The sequence below is a fragment of the Wenyingzhuangia sp. IMCC45467 genome, from assembly GCF_054111205.1.
Genome location: NZ_CM134196.1, coordinates 3,259,851 through 3,278,983, shown reverse-complemented (window position 1 = coordinate 3,278,983; position 19,133 = coordinate 3,259,851). Strand labels below are relative to the sequence as shown.

19 protein-coding genes are annotated in these 19,133 nt (G+C 30.7%); 10 read left to right on the top strand and 9 right to left on the bottom strand.

The genetic code is table 11. The annotated features are described in order from the left end of the window. The first annotated feature begins 69 nt into the window (after positions 1 to 69). The 5 genes from ACXGQT_RS13955 (at position 70) to ACXGQT_RS13935 (ending at position 4,641) form a co-directional block, all read left to right on the top strand. Positions 70 to 1,125 carry a transporter gene (locus ACXGQT_RS13955; RefSeq protein WP_457829195.1) on the top strand — a complete coding sequence of 352 codons (1,056 nt, stop codon included), beginning with the start codon at positions 70 to 72 and terminating at the stop codon, positions 1,123 to 1,125. 12 nt (positions 1,126 to 1,137) lie between these two features. Next, the gene (locus ACXGQT_RS13950) at positions 1,138 to 1,842 is read left to right on the top strand and encodes a 16S rRNA (uracil(1498)-N(3))-methyltransferase (RefSeq protein ID WP_457829194.1); all 705 of its coding nucleotides are present in this window, start codon (positions 1,138 to 1,140) and stop codon (positions 1,840 to 1,842) included. Positions 1,843 to 1,848: 6 nt separating this feature from the next. Beyond that, positions 1,849 to 3,108, top strand: a complete 1,260-nt coding sequence (locus tag ACXGQT_RS13945; RefSeq protein WP_457829193.1) for a UDP-N-acetylmuramoyl-tripeptide--D-alanyl-D-alanine ligase — start codon at positions 1,849 to 1,851, stop codon at positions 3,106 to 3,108. Between the two features lie 160 nt (positions 3,109 to 3,268). After that, positions 3,269 to 3,718, top strand: a complete 450-nt coding sequence (locus tag ACXGQT_RS13940) for a ferritin-like domain-containing protein (protein WP_457829192.1) — start codon at positions 3,269 to 3,271, stop codon at positions 3,716 to 3,718. 155 nt (positions 3,719 to 3,873) lie between these two features. Continuing rightward, positions 3,874 to 4,641 carry a hypothetical protein gene (locus tag ACXGQT_RS13935; protein ID WP_457829191.1) on the top strand — a complete coding sequence of 256 codons (768 nt, stop codon included), beginning with the start codon at positions 3,874 to 3,876 and terminating at the stop codon, positions 4,639 to 4,641. A 57-nt stretch (positions 4,642 to 4,698) separates the two neighbouring features. On the opposite strand, the gene ACXGQT_RS13930 is transcribed toward ACXGQT_RS13935, so the two are convergent. The 8 genes from ACXGQT_RS13930 to ACXGQT_RS13895 form a co-directional block, all read right to left on the bottom strand. Beyond that, entirely contained in the window at positions 4,699 to 5,553 is an 855-nt protein-coding gene (locus tag ACXGQT_RS13930; RefSeq protein ID WP_457829190.1) for an N-acetylglucosamine kinase, read from the bottom strand. Positions 5,554 to 5,671: 118 nt separating this feature from the next. Then, complete coding sequence (gene rpsA, locus ACXGQT_RS13925) at positions 5,672 to 7,462, bottom strand: 30S ribosomal protein S1 (protein ID WP_457829189.1); 1,791 nt, start codon at positions 7,460 to 7,462, stop codon at positions 5,672 to 5,674. Positions 7,463 to 7,634: 172 nt separating this feature from the next. Continuing rightward, entirely contained in the window at positions 7,635 to 8,525 is an 891-nt protein-coding gene (locus ACXGQT_RS13920; protein WP_457829188.1) for a lysylphosphatidylglycerol synthase transmembrane domain-containing protein, read from the bottom strand. Continuing rightward, positions 8,512 to 9,459, bottom strand: a complete 948-nt coding sequence (locus ACXGQT_RS13915) for a glycosyltransferase family 2 protein (protein ID WP_457829187.1) — start codon at positions 9,457 to 9,459, stop codon at positions 8,512 to 8,514. The genes ACXGQT_RS13920 and ACXGQT_RS13915 overlap by 14 nt, the downstream gene beginning before the upstream one ends. Positions 9,460 to 9,548: 89 nt before the next feature. Further along, on the bottom strand, positions 9,549 to 11,216 hold the full coding sequence (locus ACXGQT_RS13910; protein WP_457829186.1) for an ArnT family glycosyltransferase: 1,668 nt from the start codon (positions 11,214 to 11,216) through the stop codon (positions 9,549 to 9,551). A 22-nt stretch (positions 11,217 to 11,238) separates the two neighbouring features. Beyond that, positions 11,239 to 12,822 carry an ArnT family glycosyltransferase gene (locus tag ACXGQT_RS13905; RefSeq protein WP_457829185.1) on the bottom strand — a complete coding sequence of 528 codons (1,584 nt, stop codon included), beginning with the start codon at positions 12,820 to 12,822 and terminating at the stop codon, positions 11,239 to 11,241. Beyond that, on the bottom strand, positions 12,822 to 13,505 hold the full coding sequence (locus ACXGQT_RS13900; RefSeq protein ID WP_457829184.1) for a phosphatase PAP2 family protein: 684 nt from the start codon (positions 13,503 to 13,505) through the stop codon (positions 12,822 to 12,824). Before ACXGQT_RS13900 ends, ACXGQT_RS13905 begins: the two co-directional genes overlap by 1 nt. Positions 13,506 to 13,579: 74 nt before the next feature. After that, complete coding sequence (locus tag ACXGQT_RS13895; protein WP_457829183.1) at positions 13,580 to 14,173, bottom strand: NUDIX hydrolase; 594 nt, start codon at positions 14,171 to 14,173, stop codon at positions 13,580 to 13,582. A gap of 7 nt (positions 14,174 to 14,180) precedes the next feature. Here ACXGQT_RS13895 and pyrE point away from each other — a divergent pair, with 7 nt between their 5' ends. Beyond that, positions 14,181 to 14,831: an orotate phosphoribosyltransferase gene (pyrE, locus tag ACXGQT_RS13890; RefSeq protein ID WP_457829182.1), complete on the top strand. Its 651-nt coding sequence runs from the start codon at positions 14,181 to 14,183 to the stop codon at positions 14,829 to 14,831. An 82-nt stretch (positions 14,832 to 14,913) separates the two neighbouring features. After that, the gene (locus tag ACXGQT_RS13885; RefSeq protein WP_457829181.1) at positions 14,914 to 15,303 is read left to right on the top strand and encodes an SRPBCC family protein; all 390 of its coding nucleotides are present in this window, start codon (positions 14,914 to 14,916) and stop codon (positions 15,301 to 15,303) included. Here the strand turns inward: ACXGQT_RS13885 and ACXGQT_RS13880 are convergent. After that, a complete protein-coding gene (locus ACXGQT_RS13880) occupies positions 15,300 to 16,040 on the bottom strand; it encodes a biotin--[acetyl-CoA-carboxylase] ligase (RefSeq protein WP_457829180.1) in 741 nt (246 codons plus the stop codon). The genes ACXGQT_RS13885 and ACXGQT_RS13880 overlap by 4 nt on opposite strands. 76 nt (positions 16,041 to 16,116) lie before the next feature. Between ACXGQT_RS13880 and rsfS the strand changes: the two genes are divergently transcribed. The 3 genes from rsfS to ACXGQT_RS13865 are packed head-to-tail and all read left to right on the top strand — an operon-like array spanning position 16,117 to position 19,123. Further along, positions 16,117 to 16,479: a ribosome silencing factor gene (gene rsfS / locus ACXGQT_RS13875; protein WP_457829179.1), complete on the top strand. Its 363-nt coding sequence runs from the start codon at positions 16,117 to 16,119 to the stop codon at positions 16,477 to 16,479. A gap of 22 nt (positions 16,480 to 16,501) precedes the next feature. Further along, positions 16,502 to 18,502 (top strand): ATP-dependent zinc metalloprotease FtsH, encoded by a 2,001-nt coding sequence (ftsH, locus tag ACXGQT_RS13870; RefSeq protein ID WP_457829178.1) that lies wholly within the window; start codon positions 16,502 to 16,504, stop codon positions 18,500 to 18,502. A 27-nt stretch (positions 18,503 to 18,529) separates the two neighbouring features. After that, positions 18,530 to 19,123 (top strand): LUD domain-containing protein, encoded by a 594-nt coding sequence (locus ACXGQT_RS13865; protein ID WP_457829177.1) that lies wholly within the window; start codon positions 18,530 to 18,532, stop codon positions 19,121 to 19,123. Positions 19,124 to 19,133: the final 10 nt, after the last annotated feature.

The window sequence follows — 19,133 nt, the reverse complement described above, 5'->3', positions numbered from 1 at the left end:
AATTTGAAAAGGAACCCACCCGCTCTATCATAAAATATTATATTTACAGCTAATAATTTTTCTGTTTTCATGAATCGAATTCTTTTATGCATTTTTTGTTTTATATTATTTACCTCCACAAACTATGCTCAATATACAACCATTATAAATGCTAACAGACCTGGTGATACAGAAACACCTTACGCTGTGGGTAGAAATGTTTTTCAGATAGAGAACTCCATCTTATTAAACAGCACAAACAACAAAAGTATTCATAGAAACATGAATACCTTTAGTAATAATCTTGATTTGCACTATGGGTTTTGGTCCGAAAGATTAGAAGCCACCTTAAATCATCAATTTTCTCATGGAGAAATTAACAACCATGATATTACAGGAACCGAAAACCTTTCTATAGGTTTAAAATATTTAATCTACGAACACGTAAACAAAGAAAGTCCTGAACTTAAAAAAAGTTGGAAAAGAAGATACGGATTTAAATACAACGGTTTAATTCCTAGTGTTGCTATTGCCTTAAAGTACAACACTCCTTTGGCCAATAGTCAATTTTACAATGGTGGTCTAAACAGTTTTACCATGAGTATTATAACTCAAAACAACATTAGTAAAAAAGTAAGGCTAAACAATCAACTAGACTACTATAATCACGGAGGGAATTATGCTCAAATGGTATATTCCGTTTCTTCTTCATATGTAATAGCAAAAAGATGGAATCCTTATTTACAAGCCCAATTATATGGCTCTAATGATTATCATTATACAACTATTGGAGTTGGGACTCCTTTTTTAGTAAACAAAAACTTAGCACTTGCATTCCATTACAAAACTAGTGTTGGTAAAAATATTTCCGGACATGAAATTGGTCTAAACTTAGCTTTTAGAATAGACAACCACTATGATAGATGGGAGTATATTGAGGAACCTAAAAAAGAAAAAAAATCTAAAATAGAGAAAGAAGAGGAAATTATTGAAAAAGACGAATTCATAGACACCCTTCTTGAAGAGCCTATAAAAAAAGAGGAAAAGCCTAAAAAAGAAAAGAAAGAAAAGGTCAAAAAGAAGAAGAAAAAGAAGAAGAAAAAAGTAAAAAAAGAACCTATAGAAGATGTAATCTTAAGCTACTAATCCTTTTACCTTATGATATTATCTATTAGCGAACATATAAACCCAACAGATACTACTTTCACTTTTGATAAAGAAGAAAGCAGACACCTAATAAAAGTTTTACGAAAAAAAGAGGGAGACACTGTATTTATTACCAATGGTAAGGGACATTTTTTTACAACAGAAATTGCTTTTGCTAATGAGAAAAAATGTACCGTAAACGTTCTTAAAGTTGAACACAAACCAAAAAACCGCCCTTTTCATTTACATATAGCCATTGCCCCCACTAAGTTAAACGATAGATATGAATGGTTTTTAGAAAAATCTGTAGAAATTGGTATTGATGAAATCACTCCTATTATTTGTAAAAATTCTGAGAGAAAAGTGATAAAAGTAGATCGAATGAAAAAGATTATTCAATCTGCTGTAAAGCAATCATTACAACTTTATGTACCCGTTTTTAACGAACCAATATTGTTTGATGATTTTTTAAACGAACAGAAAGCTAGTCAAAAATTTATAGCACATTGTGAAGATGAAAACAACAAACAGTTTTTACAACACATTGCCAAACCAGAGAATGATATTTTAGTTTTAGTAGGACCCGAAGGAGATTTTACCCCAAAAGAAATTCAAAAAACACTCGACCTAAATTTTATACCTGTAACTCTTGGTCATAACCGATTAAGAACAGAAACAGCAGGAATTTATATCACCTCTTTAATGACCTTATTATAGTCATCTATGAAAACAGCAGATTTACATAAATTGTTTTTAAACCAGAAACAAAACTTTACCACTGATACCAGAAAAATCACCACAGGAGCTATCTTTTTTGCTTTAAAAGGCGAAAAATTTAATGGAAATACATTCGCTCAGACTGCATTAGAAAATGGAGCAGCCTATGTAATTATTGATGAAAAGGAATTTTACATTGATGAAAGAACTATTTTGGTTGATAATGTTTTAGAAAAACTGCAACACTTGGCTCACTGTCATCGTGAACACTTAGGTATTCCTATTATTGCCTTAACAGGAAGCAACGGAAAAACCACTACCAAAGAATTAATTAGAGAAGTACTAGCCTCTCAGTTTAAAGTAAATGCCACAATAGGTAATTTAAACAATCATATTGGAGTTCCATTAACTTTGTTAAACATGACTAGCGAAACTGAAATTGGAGTGGTAGAAATGGGAGCCAATCACTTAAAAGAAATTCAGCATTTGTGTTTTATTGCTGCTCCAAACTTTGGATACATTACCAATTTTGGTAAAGCTCATTTAGAAGGTTTTGGATCTGAAGAAGGAATTATACAAGGAAAATCTGAAATGTATGATTACATTGCCAATGCCGAAGGAATTGCTTTTGTAAACAAAGAAGATAAAATACAAGTAGAACAATCTGATTATTGCGAATGTGTGTATATCACCCCACATGAAACTCCTTTATTAGAATTAACACCTTATGTTCAGTTAGCCCATAAAGGAAACGTAATTCAAACCAACTTAATAGGAAAGTACAACTATAATAATATTATTGCTGCCATAGCTATTGGACAGTATTTTAACATTACAAGTGAAAATATTAAGAAAGCAATAGAAAACTACAAACCAGAAAACAACCGTTCACAAATCATAGAAAAAGGAAGTACACATATTATTTTAGATGCTTACAACGCAAACCCAACAAGCATGGCAGCAGCTATAGACAACCTTTATTCGCTTAATAAAGAACACAAAGCTGTGGTTTTGGGAGACATGTTTGAGCTAGGAACTACTAGTGAAAAAGAGCATAAAACCATGGTTAAAAAGGTTTTAGACTCTAATTTTGATAAAGTTATTTTTGTAGGAAAACATTTTTATCAACACAAAACAGCTGGAGCTATATTCTACAACTCTTTTGATGATTTAAAAAACAATTTTGATACTGATTTTAGCAACACTACCCTTTTAATAAAAGGATCTAGAGGTATGGCTTTAGAAAGAATCTTAGACCTTTTATAGTCTTATACTTTTTTTAAACTTCTATACTCTATTCTTATATGAGCACAACACTACATGAATAGAGCAAAAAAACACTTTATAGTTTATCTAATTTTAAGGTAAGAGAAAGATGTTTATGTAATACACATCATTTAAGTATTACACATAAAAAAAATAGAATATGAAAACAAGTTTAGACATTCTTACAGAAAAGTTAGAAGCATTATTAGTAAGAACTCATGATGCTGAAGAAGGATTTAAAAAAGCAGCAGACAACACAAACCACCTTGCTTTAAAAGCGTATTTTAAAAACAAAGCCGAACAAAGAAAGGAATTTGAAAACAAACTAGTTGATGAAATTAAATCCTTAGGTGGAGATTATAAAAAAGGAACTAGTATCAAAAGTGATGTTCACAGAGCTTGGATGGATCTTAAGGTTCTTTTTACTGATAACAATGCAGAAGCAATGCTAGAAGCATCTATTACAGGTGAACAAAAAGCTATTAAAGACTATGAAGATGCTATTTATGATTCTTCTACCCCACCCTCTATTGTTACTATTTTACAATCACAATTAACAAAAATACAAAACGGGTTAAACACTATTAAAACCCTAGAAGATCTTCAATAAATCCTACACCAGACACTAATAAAAAAGCCATCTACAACTCTGTATTTGGCTTTTCTCTTTTATATACTTTTAATTTTTGGCACGCTGTTTGGCTTAAAACAACCTATAGGTACCTATTTATCACAAAACATTGTCTCACTTAAAAACAATATATCATGAAAAAAATTTACTTATTTCTATCAAGTTGTTTATTGTTAAGTTTAACAGCAAATGCCTATAATACCGATCGTGTATCAATTAACCAAACACCATTTATATTTATAGAAAATGGTGTGGAATATGCCGTTTTTAACAACGGAGAGTTTGATTTTAACATTTTACAACGTAGTTCTTCCTCAAGCATAAATATTAATACACGTAATATAAACTTAAGTTTTAACACTGGACGTAATTATGCACCATACATTCAAAAAAATAGATATGGAGCCATTGTACAAATTGAAAGAACTCCTATTTACTATAATCGTTATGGAAAAGTAAGCAGAATTGGTAGTGTTAATATTCATTATAATTACCATGGATTGGTTTCATCTATTGGAAATCTTAATATTTACTACACTAATTACGGAACTATTTACAATCGTAGAGGTTATATAAACTACAATAATAGAAATTACAAACCACATTATAGGTTTTATAAAAGACCTGCTGCTAAAAGAGCTAAAGCATATAACAATCCTTACAGAAAAAACAACACTGTAAAAAAACACTACAACTCTAAACAATATAAAAACTATAACAAAAATTCAAACCGAAACAATTCAGCGAAGAAAAATCAACCAAAACAAAACAACAACCAAAAATTAAAACAAGAAAATAAAACCAAAGAAACCTATAGAAAAAATAGTAATTCCTATAGAAGAACCTCTAATAACAATGACTCAAAATACAACAGTAACAATAAAAAGAACCAGAAAAGATAAAAGTCATTAAAACAAAAAAGGATACTGTTTAAGTATCCTTTTTTGTTTTATTATCAATTAGTTGATTAAATATTTTTTATGATAAGCAATCATATTATCAATTGGACGTTTGATAGCTCCTGAAAAAGTCAAGCTATATTTATTAGCTACTTTTTCTATAATATGAGAAAAATAAAAAGCTACTGAACCTATAAAATAGATTGGAGTATCTTTTCCTTTTCCATATGGCAAAACTCTGTATCTAAAAAATTCATCAACACCATCTTCTATTAACCCCTTAATATATTCATGATCTTTAAAATCAAACATAAAAGCAGCATGACTTGCTAAATAGGTATTAGGAGCATCTCCTTGATATAATTGCTGTTTAATATAATCATCCTCTAGATTAAAGTCTTTTTCAAATTTGACTCTAATTTCTTCTGGCATTACTTTGTAGTAGTAATCTCTTATTAACTTTCTACCAAAGTAATTACCACTAGCTTCATCCATAATTGCCCACCCTAAAGATGCAGTTGCCGAAATGACTTCTTTTCCATCAAAATAACAGCTATTAGATCCTGTTCCTAATATGCAAACAATTGCAGGTTCAGCTTCAGAAGCCGCATATACAGCAGCCAACATATCTTCTGCTACCACTATTTCAGCTGTTACAAAAACTTCTTGAAACACTTCTTTTAAAGCTTGAATTGCTTTTGGAGTTCCACAACCAGCTCCATAGAAAAAAACCTGAGTTACTTCTGTTCTTAAAGGACCTAAATTAACATTATCTAAGACCCTTTTCTTAAGCAATTCCTTATTTACAATAGCAGGGTTTAACCCTTCTGACCTAGTCTTAAATCTTTCAGTTTTATCGCTATTTAAAGCAATCCAATCTACTTTGGTTGATCCACCATCAGCAATTAATATCATACTGTTCTATTATTTTAAAGTTGTTAGTTTTTAAGGAATCCCAAATATACAAATTAGGAATAAAAAAAAAGCTGTTTTGGATGTCCAAAACAGCTTTTATAATTATTTAAAAATAGAATTATTTACCTTCCATTTTCTTTTTTAAGTCTGCTAAACCAGCGATATCTCCAAAAGTAGATTTTTCACTAGATTCAACTTTCTTAGCTTGCGCTTTGATGTTCTTAGCTTCAGCTTCTTTAAAAGTAGCTGTATGAGAAGCAACTATTCTTCTAAATTCTTTAGAGAACTCAATTACTTTAAAAGTAGCTGTATCTCCTTTGTTGATTTTAGAACCATCTTCTTTTTCTAATAAACGTGCAGGTACAAATGCTTCAACTCCATCTTCAAAGTCTACAACAGCTCCTTTGTCGTTTTTCTCTTTAACTGTTCCTTCGTGATCAGTATTTAAAGCAAACTTCGCTTCGTGAGCATCCCAAGGGTTATCTTGAGTTTGTTTGTGTCCTAAGTTTAATTTTCTGTTTTCAACATCTAATTCTAACACTTGTACATCTAATTTATCACCTACAGCAACAAAGTCAGATGGGTGCTTAATTTTCTTAGTCCAAGATAAGTCAGAAATGTAAACCAATCCATCAATACCTTCTTCTAACTCAACAAAAACACCAAAGTTAGTGTAGTTACGTACAATACCATTGTGAGTAGAACCTACAGGGTATTTAGCTGTAATATCAGCCCATGGATCTGGATGTAATTGCTTAATACCTAATGACATTTTACGCTCTTCTCTATCTAAAGTTAAGATTTGAGCTTCAACCTCATCACCTACTTTTACGAAATCTTGTGCAGAACGTAAGTGAGTAGACCAAGACATTTCAGAAACGTGGATTAATCCTTCAACTCCTTCAGCAACTTCGATGAATGCACCGTAATCAGCTAAAACAACTACTTTTCCTTTAACTTTATCACCAACAGTTAAGTTAGCATCTAAAGCATCCCAAGGGTGTTGAGACAATTGCTTTAATCCTAATTGGATTCTAGTTTTCTTGTCATCAAAGTCTAAGATTACTACGTTTAATTTTTGATCTAATTCAACTACCTCAGATGGGTGGTTGATTCTTGACCAAGATAAGTCAGTAATGTGTACCAAACCATCAACTCCTCCTAAATCTACGAATACACCGTAAGAAGTAACATTTTTAACAATACCTTCTAATACTTGACCTTTTTCTAATCCAGAAATGATTTCTCTCTTCTGAACTTCGATATCAGCCTCGATAAGAGCTTTGTGAGATACAACAACGTTTTTAAATTCGTGGTTGATTTTTACAACTTTGAATTCCATTGTTTTGTCTACATACTGATCGTAATCTCTAATTGGCTTCACGTCAATTTGAGATCCTGGTAAGAATGCTTCAATTCCGAAAACATCAACAATCATACCTCCTCTAGTTCTACACTTAACGTATCCGTTAACTACTTCACCAGATTCTTGAGCAGCAATAACTCTATCCCAAGCTTTGATTACTCTTGCTTTTTTGTGAGACAATACTAATTGTCCTGAGTGATCTTCTCTTCTATCAACTAAAACCTCTACTTTATCTCCAACAGCTAAGTTAGGATTGTAACGGAATTCGTTTAAAGAAATAACTCCTTCTGATTTAGAGTTAATATCAATGATCGCATCACGGTCAGTAATACGAACTACAGTTCCTTCAATTACATCACGCTCATTTACGAAACCTACAGTTCCTTCTAATGCAGCATCAAACTCTTTTAATTGAGCTTCATCAACCTCATCAATACCTTCTTCGTATTTATGCCAGTTAAAGTTTGCTAAAAATTCTTGTGGGTTTACTTGTACAGTTTCTTGCTCTTGAGCTTCCACTGCGTTTTGGTTTGCTTCAGACATGTGTCTAAAAATAATTTGTATCTAGCTGATAGTTATGTTTTTAGAGCGAGTAACAACAACTAAAGATGTTAAATTAAATTGTTTTTATTCCTTTTCTTAACCTAGCTCGCCAAAAAGGACTGCAAATATACAAAATATTTTTAAGTGAGCACACACAAAAACAGCGAGTTAGCTATTTTTTTTCTTGCAATGATAATTTTACTTTTTTTAACTGAAAGAAAACACCAATTAAAGATAAAATAGCGGTTAAAAAAGTAAACAGTAAACCAATAGCTACAGAAATGTCTTTGTTATAATGTAACAAATCTGCTGCTTGATAAAACACAAATTCTCTTACTCCAATTCCCGCAAAAGAAACGATAGATAAAATTACAGAGATTAAAAACACCAATAAATAGGCAAATAAATCAGAAACCACATTAAAATTTAACACCAAACAATACACACAAATTAATTGTAATGTTTGCACTACTAAAGACAGGCCTAAAGTTTTAATGTAAACTTTTTTAAATGAAGGAAAAAGTTTTTGCACCAAGGCAAAAGCCATTAATGGAATTAAAATTAACAACAAAACTGCTACTCCAATCAACACAAAGTTTGAAGAAATCCAATCTAAAGATTTTACAAAAGGAATCATTAGCAAAACCAACAACATTCCAATGGCAGTTAAACCAGAAAAGCGATCTATAAAAATGGCGGCAGATAATTTTTTAACATTCCAATCAAACTTTTTATGAAGTTTATAAACTTTATAAGCATCACCTCCTATTCCTCCAGGAATAAAAAAATTGTAAAACATTCCTATTAAATACAACACATGATTGCTTTTGTTAGACAAGTGATAACCTAAGGAATGAAAAAAAGTGTTTAACCTAATGGAAGAAACCCACTGAGATAAAAGTAAAAAAACACCGCTTAAAAGCAATAACAAGACATTGCTGTTTTTGATAATCTTAAATACCTCTGCAAAAGATATTTTAGTTACCACAAAGTAAAATAGGAGTACGCTCACTCCTATTTTTAATACTGTTCCTGCTATTTTTTTAACCTTATATTTTTTCAAAAGTAGTTACTTTTCTTAAGTTGTATGGTCGTTTGTCTTGAGATTCGTAATAAGTTTTCATCAACAAATCTATAATAATTCCAACGGTAAAAAACTGAATTCCCATTACTACTAACATTACACCAAGAATTAATAATGGTCTTCCCCATATGTCTTCACCTAAAAGTTTAAGAATTAACAAATAAAAATTGATTAACATTCCTACTCCAGCAAAACTCAACCCTATATTTCCAAACAGATAAATAGGTTTTTGCAAGTATTTACGTTGAAATAAAATCAATAACAAATCATTAATCACCTTAAAAGTTCTCCCCAATCCGTATTTAGAAACTCCAAATTGACGAGCATGGTGTTTTACTGGCATTTCTGATATTCTTGCTCCATTCATAAAAGTAACCAAAGAAATAAAACGGTGCATTTCTCCATATAATTTTAATCCTTTTGCAGTTTCGGCTGTAAAAATTTTAATAGCACAACCATGATCTGTAATATGTAAACCTGTAGTTTTTCTAATGATGTAATTCGCAATTTTAGAAGGCAAAGTTCTTAAAAAATTATCCTGTCTTTTTTGACGAATCCCTGTAATCATATCCAAGTCGTCTTCTATCAATTTGTCTAACATCGCAGGTAAGTCCGATGGATCGTTTTGTAAATCTCCATCCATCGTAATAATGTACTCTCCTTTAGAAATATCAATTCCCGCAGCAATAGCAGAACTTTGTCCGTAATTTTTTCTAAGTTCAACCAAAATTACTTTAGGATGATTTAAATCTTTTACCTCTTTACGAGTATTGTCTGTAGAACAATCATCAACATAAATAATTTCGTAATTATATCCTTTTAAACCGTTGTCTATATTTTCTGTCAACAAGGTTACATTCCCTTCTTCATTATACACAGGAACTACAATAGATAACAAACTTGATTTACTCATTTTTCTTTTATTTCGATTTGACAAACTTACTCATAATCCTAAAACTAAAACAAGTTGTTTGCTAAATAATAATTTTGATATTTTAATAATTATCGTTGCACCAAATATCTTTTACTCAAAGTTGATGGTCTTGAATTTGGATTTAAAAATTTCATTTTTAACCTTGTAATTCTATAGTGATCTAAAGGATAAACTTTTGACCACACTACTCCCTCTTTTTGGGTTCTTAAATAAGAAGCCTCTTCTAAATACACCCATTCTCCTTTTTTAATTTGATTCGGAATTTCATCAACTGAAACTTCTTTTAAATTTTTATGGGCATAAAAACTAACAGACCAAGCTTCTATATCTTTTCTTAAATACAAATGATTGACATCTATATTATTTTCTTTGATGATTTTACTTGCTGTAATTCCAGATTGATATTGTAACAAATTAGGATAAAACTGAGTGTTTAAACAGAAATTAATTAAAATCATAAAACCTACTGATGATACTATTAATTTTCTAAAAGGTGATGCTTTTTCTTTGATTAAAAAGAGAATTAACAAAACAGCAATCAACATTATACCAATAATGATAAAAATATTATGAACTGGAAATGCCCAAAAACATAAATAAATAACCAAAACTGACAATACCGAAAACAATCCTACTTGAAAATTAAACCATCTTTTTATGTATTTAACTTTTTGACTTTTTTGCAAATACCATAAAAACCCAACTACCAAAATAGACATTAACGGAATTAAACTGTTTAAGTAATGTGGTAGCTTAAATTTTGAGGTACTAATCACCAACAAAACCAGTAAAACACCAAGTGAAGTCATCAACTCAAAACTTTCGTAAGACTTAAATTTATATTTAAGAGCTCTTTTTATGTTGCTAAACATTGCTGTGTACATAATTAAAGGCCATGGTAAAAATGCCCAAAGAATAGAGTGAAAAAAGAACAAATAATCTGGACTTGTATTCCCAAATCCTGTAGCTGTGAGTCTATTAAAACTCTGATCCCATAAAATAAATTTAATTCCAGAAATATTAGAATGACCGTTAAAAACTTTCTCTGGATGCAAATCAAACTGAATATAATAAGCATATAAAACGGGACTGATGAAAAGAAAGAAACTCGCCAACCCTAGCAATACTTTCCACGAGAAAACCGACTTCCATTTATTTGCATACAACACGTGTACAAACAAAACCATTCCGCAAACAAAGACCGCCAGTTGACCTTTTGTAGAAAAACCAATAGCCAATCCTAAAAAACCTAGAATCACGTTTTTAATAGTTTGCCTATCTAAATATTTCACAAAATGATACAAAGCAAAAATAGTAGCTCCAGTTAAAACTGCATCAGTTCTTACATCATGATTAGACAAAATAATCGCTTGAGATGATAAAAAAACCAATGAAGCCATATGACCTATTTTTCTTCCATAAAAATATTTTGCCAATCTATGAGTGTACATGGCACCAATTAAGGTAAATAAAAAAGCTGGTAATCTATAAGCCCATGCAGATATTCCAAAAAGTTTAAAAGACAAAGCCGCCAACCAAAAATGCATGTGTGGCTTGTCTAAATAATCATGAGTTCCTTTATATATATGTAAAAAATCATTCTCAAGATACATCCTCATCGCCATGGTTGCATGTTGTGCAGAATCGTTTTCCATCACTGGAATAAACAAACCTGCTATATAAACAAGTAACAATAATGGATAAAGAACATAAAGATCTCTTTTTGATAAAATCATAAGGTCATAAATTTTTACTCAACTATTTTGATTGATCATTATCATACACCCTAGTCGTATGATTTTCGAACAAACTTTTTTGCGAAAATAATTGATTAAAGATACTTAATTCATTTATTTCATCTTTATTTCTTGTATTGGTCATTACAACACCATTAGGAAACTCCTTAAAAAAAGTTTCAATCTCTTCTACGGTATCTACAATTTTATAAGTTCTGTTAAAGTTGATTGGAAAGGCTGCATCCATTCTTTTGTAGACTATTACTTGTCTATGACTAGCTACGTGTTCCTTAAATTTTTCTACAGGAGATTCTTTTGTTAATTGAGGAAAAACAAAGCCAAACAACAACAAACTAAACCCTATAAATATTGATGAGATTACTTTAAAACTTAATACAAAGTTCTTTTTAATAAAACAGTAAAAAGCAACAACGACTCCTATAGGAATAAAAACCAACAACAAAGCAATCCATTTTTTAGACTCCAAAGAACTCTCTAAAGACAAACCAATATACCCTGCAATAGGCAAAGCGATTGCTATTAAAATTAAAAAAGCCCATTCAATATATTTCCCTTTAAAACTTTTAGCATTTAAAACTTCATTAAAAAACCAAGCCAATACAATTGCTATTAAAGGATAACAAGGCATGGTATAATTAGGAAGTTTAGTAGCAGAAATAGCAAAAAAGGTTACAAAAACAACAACTGCAACAGAACAAAAAAACAAGAATTTATTTTGTGCTTTTTGTTTTAAAGCCAAAAACAATGCTCTAAAAATCCATAAAGAAAACGGTAACATGCCCAACAACACAAAACCTATGGTGATTAAAAAACTACCTCCATGGCCTTCCATTTTATCTTGAAACCTAGCCACATTGTGTTTTAAAAAAAATCCTTCAGTAAAAACCCCTTGTGTTTCTACATGAGCAAAATAAAACCAAGGAACGCTAATCAATAAAACCAAAATCAACCCTAAAAAAGGTTTAAATGATAAAATTTGTTTAACAGTAAATTGTTTTACCAAAATTAAATGTACAAAAGCTACCAAAGTCGGTAGAGCAATGGCTACTGGTCCTTTAGTTAAAACACCAAACCCCATAGAAAAATACAGTAACCAAAGTATTTTAACGTTTCTTGAAACAAAAAAATCTATGTAACAAAAAAAGATCAAACTCATCCAAAAAATTAGATATGGATCTGGAACAGCCAAATGAAATTCTTGAATAAAATAAAACGAAGACAATAATATCCAAAAAGTGATTTTTGCAATCTTATCTCCCAAATGTTTTTGGGTAAAATTAAAAGTTATCAAAATAGTTAATGCCCCAAACAATGCAGAAAAAAACCTTGCTCCAAAGGCATTTACACCAAACACCTTATACCCTATCATCATAAAAAAATAATGAAAAGGAGGTTTATCTGTTCTTATAACCTCATTAAAAGTTGGCCTAAAAACATTTCCATATTGCAACATTTCTCTTGCTGCTTCGCTATTTTTTGCTTCATCTAAAATGTAAATAATAGAACTTCCGCTACCAAAAAGACACAAAACAAAAGCAAGTAAAAACATCCACCATAATGGATTTTTAAGATCAAAAAACTTCATTAATTTTCTGGGGTTGGAATGAATTCTATCCAATTTTTACGCATTGGAGTAAACCTTATTTTCATGTTATACCATTTCTTTTTACGAGAATTCTTTACCAATACAATGGCTACATATGCAGATGAAACTCCTACGATTGCTCCCGCAAAAACATCCATAAAAAAATGTTGTACCAAATACATTCTAGAGATTCCTATAAGCGTAGCAATCAAACACAAACCAATGGCAGGAAGTATTTTTTTGATCTTTAAAGAAAAATAAATCGCTATTAAAAATGCATAAGCCGTATGACCAGATGGAAAAGAATCTCTTTTATTCACCCTTATCCCTTCTACAAAGTTTATTTGAGACAAGATTCCTTTAGCTTCAAACATTAAATACGGCCTAGGAAAACCATCAAAAATAAGATGCTTACAAAGGATAACAATTGTAGATTCTATTAAAAAAGCCAAGACAAAAAAGTATAAAAACTTTAATTTATACCTTAATACAATAGCTAAAAAAAAGAAAATACTCATGGTATTTCCTATAGAGCTTAGGCTAGTAAAAAATCTATCTAAAAATAAAGTATGATTTTTATTAATTATCAGAACCACCTCTCCTTTGGCATAGCCAAAAAGAAACAAAGACAATAATAAAACTAGCAAAAATGGAACTAAAACTTTGTGATTAATCTTCATCATTAAAAGCTATCTAAATCACGAAATTAATCCGATAATACTTCTAAAAAGTTAAGCCAGCTTTAACAAAACCTTAATTACAGGTCTTTCAACAACAACTTTATGTTTCCATAGGTATTCTCCAAACATTTTTTAGAATCTTGAATAGATTTAAAAACAACCTCTGTAATCCCTTCTTCCTCTTGAGGAATTAAATTCATCTCAGACTCTTGGGTATGCATTCCAAACCAATAAGTTACTTTCATCACCAAAACTCCTTTATGTTTAAAAACATGATAGGTGGTCTCCAATTCTTCATCAATCATTAATCCAGAAACACTACACTCCTCTTCTACTTCTCTTATAGCTGCAACCTCTTTCGTTTCTCCCTTTTCTATATGTCCTTTAGGCAAATCCCACTTATCAAACCTGTAAATCCATAAAATTTCATTACTTGAGTTTTTCACCACTCCTCCTGCTGCACTACGGACTTCAAAATTTAATAAAAAATTGCACCAATCATTTTCCAAATTGTCACAAATAACATTTATTTTCGCATCGGAATTCTTTTGAATTTCTTGATACATATTTATAAAATCAAGTTCTTGATATTTCACAGAAGAAAAACCTGTTAATTCATTGTTTTTTTCTGTAAAAAAAACTGGAACTTCATTGATAAAAACTTTATACATTTGCACTATGATTTTTAACAAAGATACAGCAAATAATACCGCAGAACAGCTTTTAAAAATAAAAGCAATTAAACTACAACCCTCAAATCCATTCACTTGGGCTTCTGGTTGGAAATCACCTATTTATTGTGATAACAGAATTACACTTTCTTATCCAATCATAAGAAACTTTCTAAAAACCAACATGGCCAAAGCTATTGAAGAGCAATATGGAAAGCCTGATGTAATTGCTGGTGTTGCTACTGGAGCTATTGCTATTGGAGTATTGGTTGCACAAGAATTAGGAATTCCTTTTGTATATGTTAGACCAGAACCAAAAAAACATGGTAGAATGAACCAAATTGAAGGTTATCTTGAAAAAGGTTCTAATGTTGTAGTGGTAGAAGATTTAATCAGTACTGGTAAAAGTAGTTTATTGGCTGTAGAAGCTTTAAAAGAAGCGGGAGTAAATGTAAAAGGAATGATGGCTATTTTTACATATGGTTTTCCTATTGCAGATAAAAACTTTGAAGCTGCAAATATTACTTTAACTACTTTAAGTAATTATCAAGTATTGATTGAGCAAGCTGTAAAAAACAACTATATTACTTCTAATGAGTTGGCATTGATTCAAACATGGAGAAAAGCTCCAGATAAATGGACTAACGAAGAAGATTAAAACCAAACAAAAGCATCTTAAAAGTAATTAAGGTGCTTTTTTTAGCTTCAATAATTATATTTGCATTTCAAACATCCATCATATGAAATTAGAAACGCCATCAGTAACCATTTTTAAATCAAGTAAAGAAACTTTTAATTTTTTAACAGACTTAAACAACTTTGAACAATTAATGCCTGACAATAAGGAAAAGTTTGAAGTAGATGGAGACTCTTTTATTTTTGGATTGACAGGAATGCCAGAAATTAGATTAATTTTAAAAGAAAAAACACCTAACACTAAAATTGTTCTAGGTGCTGCTTCTAGCAAATTAGACTTTAGTTTAACTATTGACTTAAAAACAGTCTCAGAAAACAGTACTTCCGCTCAACTATTTTTTGATGGAAATTTTAACCCAATGATGGCCATGATGGTTAAAAAACCCTTAACAAATTTTATAAATGCATTGAGTAATAATTTACAAAATATTTAAAGCAATTTTATTTCTTTAACAGCATAACTGTATCTTAAATCGTCATCTTTTTCCAAAACCAACAAACCATCATTAGTAACATCAATAATTTTCCCCATAAAGATACTTTCTTCTGTATCCATAAACATTGTTGGCACATTTATTTTGTATAAATGCTTTAAATAAGCTTGCTTTATTTTGTCTAAATTATTTGTAATATAATTTACATTTACTACCTCTTGTAAAGCTATTATTATTTTTTCCAGCAATAAATCTTTATCTATTTTACTCCCTTTAATTTTTGCCAAAGAACTTGCTTTTACCAAATCAGCAGGAAACTCTAGTTGATTTACATTTAATCCAACCCCTATAAAACAAGATTCTATCTGTTGTTTTTTAATGACATTCTCTACCAATATTCCACAAACCTTTTTATTATATGACATTATGTCGTTTGGCCATTTCACTTTTACTTTATGTTTTTCTCCTAAAAATTCTGTGACAACATTTCTTATAACAACAGCCGATAAAAAGCTAATATAGGGAGCTAAACTCACCGTTAATCCTTTTAAATCCGCATAAACAGTAAACAACAAGTTTTTACCTTTTGCAGAATGCCATACTGTGTTCATTTGCCCTTTACCCGCCAATTGCTCCTGAGCAACCACTACTGTAAAGTTGTCTAATTCCGATTTTTTTGCCAAATCTTTCAAAAAACGACTAGTAGAGTCGATGGCATTAAGTTTGATTATATTCACAAATAAATTATAATTATATTAGTGTAAGTTATCACTTAAAAAACGATAACTTTGCAGCAAAACTAAAGATTTTTTAATGTCTAAAAAACACGTAAGTACTGATCAATTAATTAGTACCATTTTAAAAGGAATTGACGAGGTAAAAGGAGAAAATGTTCAATTGATAGATTTACGAGAAATAGAAAACACTGTTTGTGACTATTTTGTAGTAGCATCTGGAACTTCTAACACACATGTTAGTGCTATTTCTGGTTCAATTCAAAAAATTGTTGGAAAAGAAGCACAAGAAAAACCTTATCATGTTGAAGGAGAGTCTCAAGCTAATTGGATTTTACTAGATTACGTACATGTAGTTGTACATGTTTTCCAAAAACCTGTCAGAGAACTTTACGATATTGAAGGATTATGGGGTGATGCTAAAATCACTAAGATTTCATAATCACAAAAGCATACAAAAACAAATGAACAAAGAACCAAACAAGCAACCCAATAACAAACCTAATGGGTTAAAACCAAAATTTAACTCTTATTGGATTTACGCTGCTATCATTGCCGTTATTATATCTTTTAACTTTTTTGGTAACAATGTAACCAACACAGATATTACTAGAAATAAGTTTGAAGACTTATTACGCTCTAACAGTATTGAAAATATTTTAATTGTTAATAATGATTATGCAGAAATTCATTTAACAGAAGAGGCACAAAAAGAATTTACTTCTGAAACCAAAGACAATAATCTACCATGGGTAGCTGCTAAACCAGTATTAACTTACAACTTTGGTAGTCTTGAGAATTTTGAAAACATTATTAAGGAAAACAAAGAAAAATACAATCTAGCTATTGACCTTAAAAACGTTAACAAAACAGATCTTTTTGACTCTCTATTAGGGTTTTTACCATTTATCTTAATTTTAGGTTTATGGATTTTCTTTATGCGTAGAATGTCAGGTGGTGCTGGTGCTGGTGGTGCTGGTGGTCAAATTTTTAGCATTGGAAAATCAAAAGCTAAATTGTTTGACGAAAAACAAAAAGTTAAAGTTTCTTTTAAAGACGTTGCTGGACTTGTAGGAGCAAAAGAAGAAGTACAAGAAATTGTTGATTTCTTAAAAAGCCCTGAAAAATATACAAACCTGGGGGGTAAAATTCCAAAAGGTGCTTTGTTAGTAGGACCTCCAGGAACTGGTAAAACTTTATTAGCAAAAGCTGTTGCTGGTGAGGCTGGTGTTCCTTTTTTCTCTTTATCTGGTTCAGATTTTGTTGAAATGTTTGTAGGTGTAGGAGCTTCTAGGGTTAGAGACTTATTTAAACAAGCTGCTCAAAAATCTCCTTCTATTATATTTATTGATGAGATTGATGCTATTGGTAGAGCAAGAGGAAAAAACAACATGACAGGTGGTAATGATGAACGTGAAAACACATTAAACCAACTGTTAACAGAAATGGATGGTTTTGGTACAGATACCAACGTAATTGTTATTGCTGCTACCAACCGTGCAGATGTTTTAGACAAAGCCTTAATGCGTGCTGGTAGATTTGACAGACAAATTTATGTAGACCTTCCAGACTTAAATGAACGTAGTGCAATTTTTAATGTACACTTAAAACCATTAAAGTTAGGAACTGATGTTAAAGTTGACTTTTTAGCACAACAAACTCCTGGTTTTTCTGGAGCAGATATCGCTAACTTATGTAACGAAGCTGCTTTAATGGCTGCCAGAAAAGGAAAAGAAGCAATTGAAAATGAAGACTTTTTAGATTCTGTTGATAGAATTGTAGGAGGTTTAGAAAAGAAAAATAAAATTATTTCAGCCAAAGAAAAGAAAACCATTGCTTTTCACGAAGCTGGACATGCTACTGCTAGCTGGATGCTAGAACATGCTGCTCCGTTGGTAAAAGTTACCATTGTACCTAGAGGTCAATCTTTAGGAGCTGCTTGGTACTTACCTGAAGAAAGAATGATTGTTCAAACAGAACAAATGTTAGATGAAATGTGTGCTACTTTAGCAGGTAGAGCAGCAGAAAAAATCATTTTTAATAAAATTTCTACAGGGGCACTAAGCGACTTAGAAAAGGTAACCAAACAAGCAAGAGCCATGGTTAGTATTTATGGTTTAAGTGATAAAGTTGGAAACCTAACTTATTATGATTCTAGCGGTCAAGAATACGGGTTTACAAAACCTTATAGCGAAACTACTGCCAAGTTAATTGATGAAGAAATTAGCACTATTATTGAGCAACAATATCAAAGAGCTATTCAAATTTTAACAGACAACAAAGACAAATTAACTGAATTGGCTGAACGTTTGTTAGAAAAAGAAGTTATCTTTAAAGATGATTTGATTAAGATTTTTGGAGAAAGAGCATTTTTAACCGAAGGCGAAATCTTAGAAAAAAAACTTGAAGCAGAGCAAGAAAAAACAAAACAAATAGAAGAGAACAATTCTGAGGTAAATCACTAAACCTCAATAAAGGAAGGATTTATTTATATGGGTTTATTTGATAAACTTTTTAAAAATTCAAAATCTAAACCATCATCTAAAGACAAAAAAATCAACGAACAACCCGTTGTCTTGTCTTTAGATGATTTGTTTGTTCATAACTTTATTAATAAGGGCGGTAAATTTTTATACTGTATTTCCAAAAATGAAGCTTTAGAGGTTTTTACTCGAATTTTAAAAGAAAACAATTGGGAACAAGTTTCTTGTACTCAAGAAAAACTAATACATTTTTCTGAACAAACAAAAACACCTGTTTCTAGTTCTAATTATAACAGTCCTTTTTTTACAACCTGTGAACATTTAGTAGCAGACTCTGGTAACATAATGTTGTCTTCCAATCAAATTAAAGAAATGAGATTGGCAGAGCTAAACAATAATTTTATTGTCATGGCTACTACTAGTCAAATAGTAAAAAACATGGGAGAAGGTTTAACAGGAATCAAAGCCAATTGTAAACAAAAACTACCGACTAATATTTGTGACATTAGAAACTACGGTAATGAAGAAAAAAAAGAAACGTTTATGAATTATGGACTTTCTAACAGTAAAAACACTTACCTTATCTTAATAGAAGATTTATAATTTTAAATTT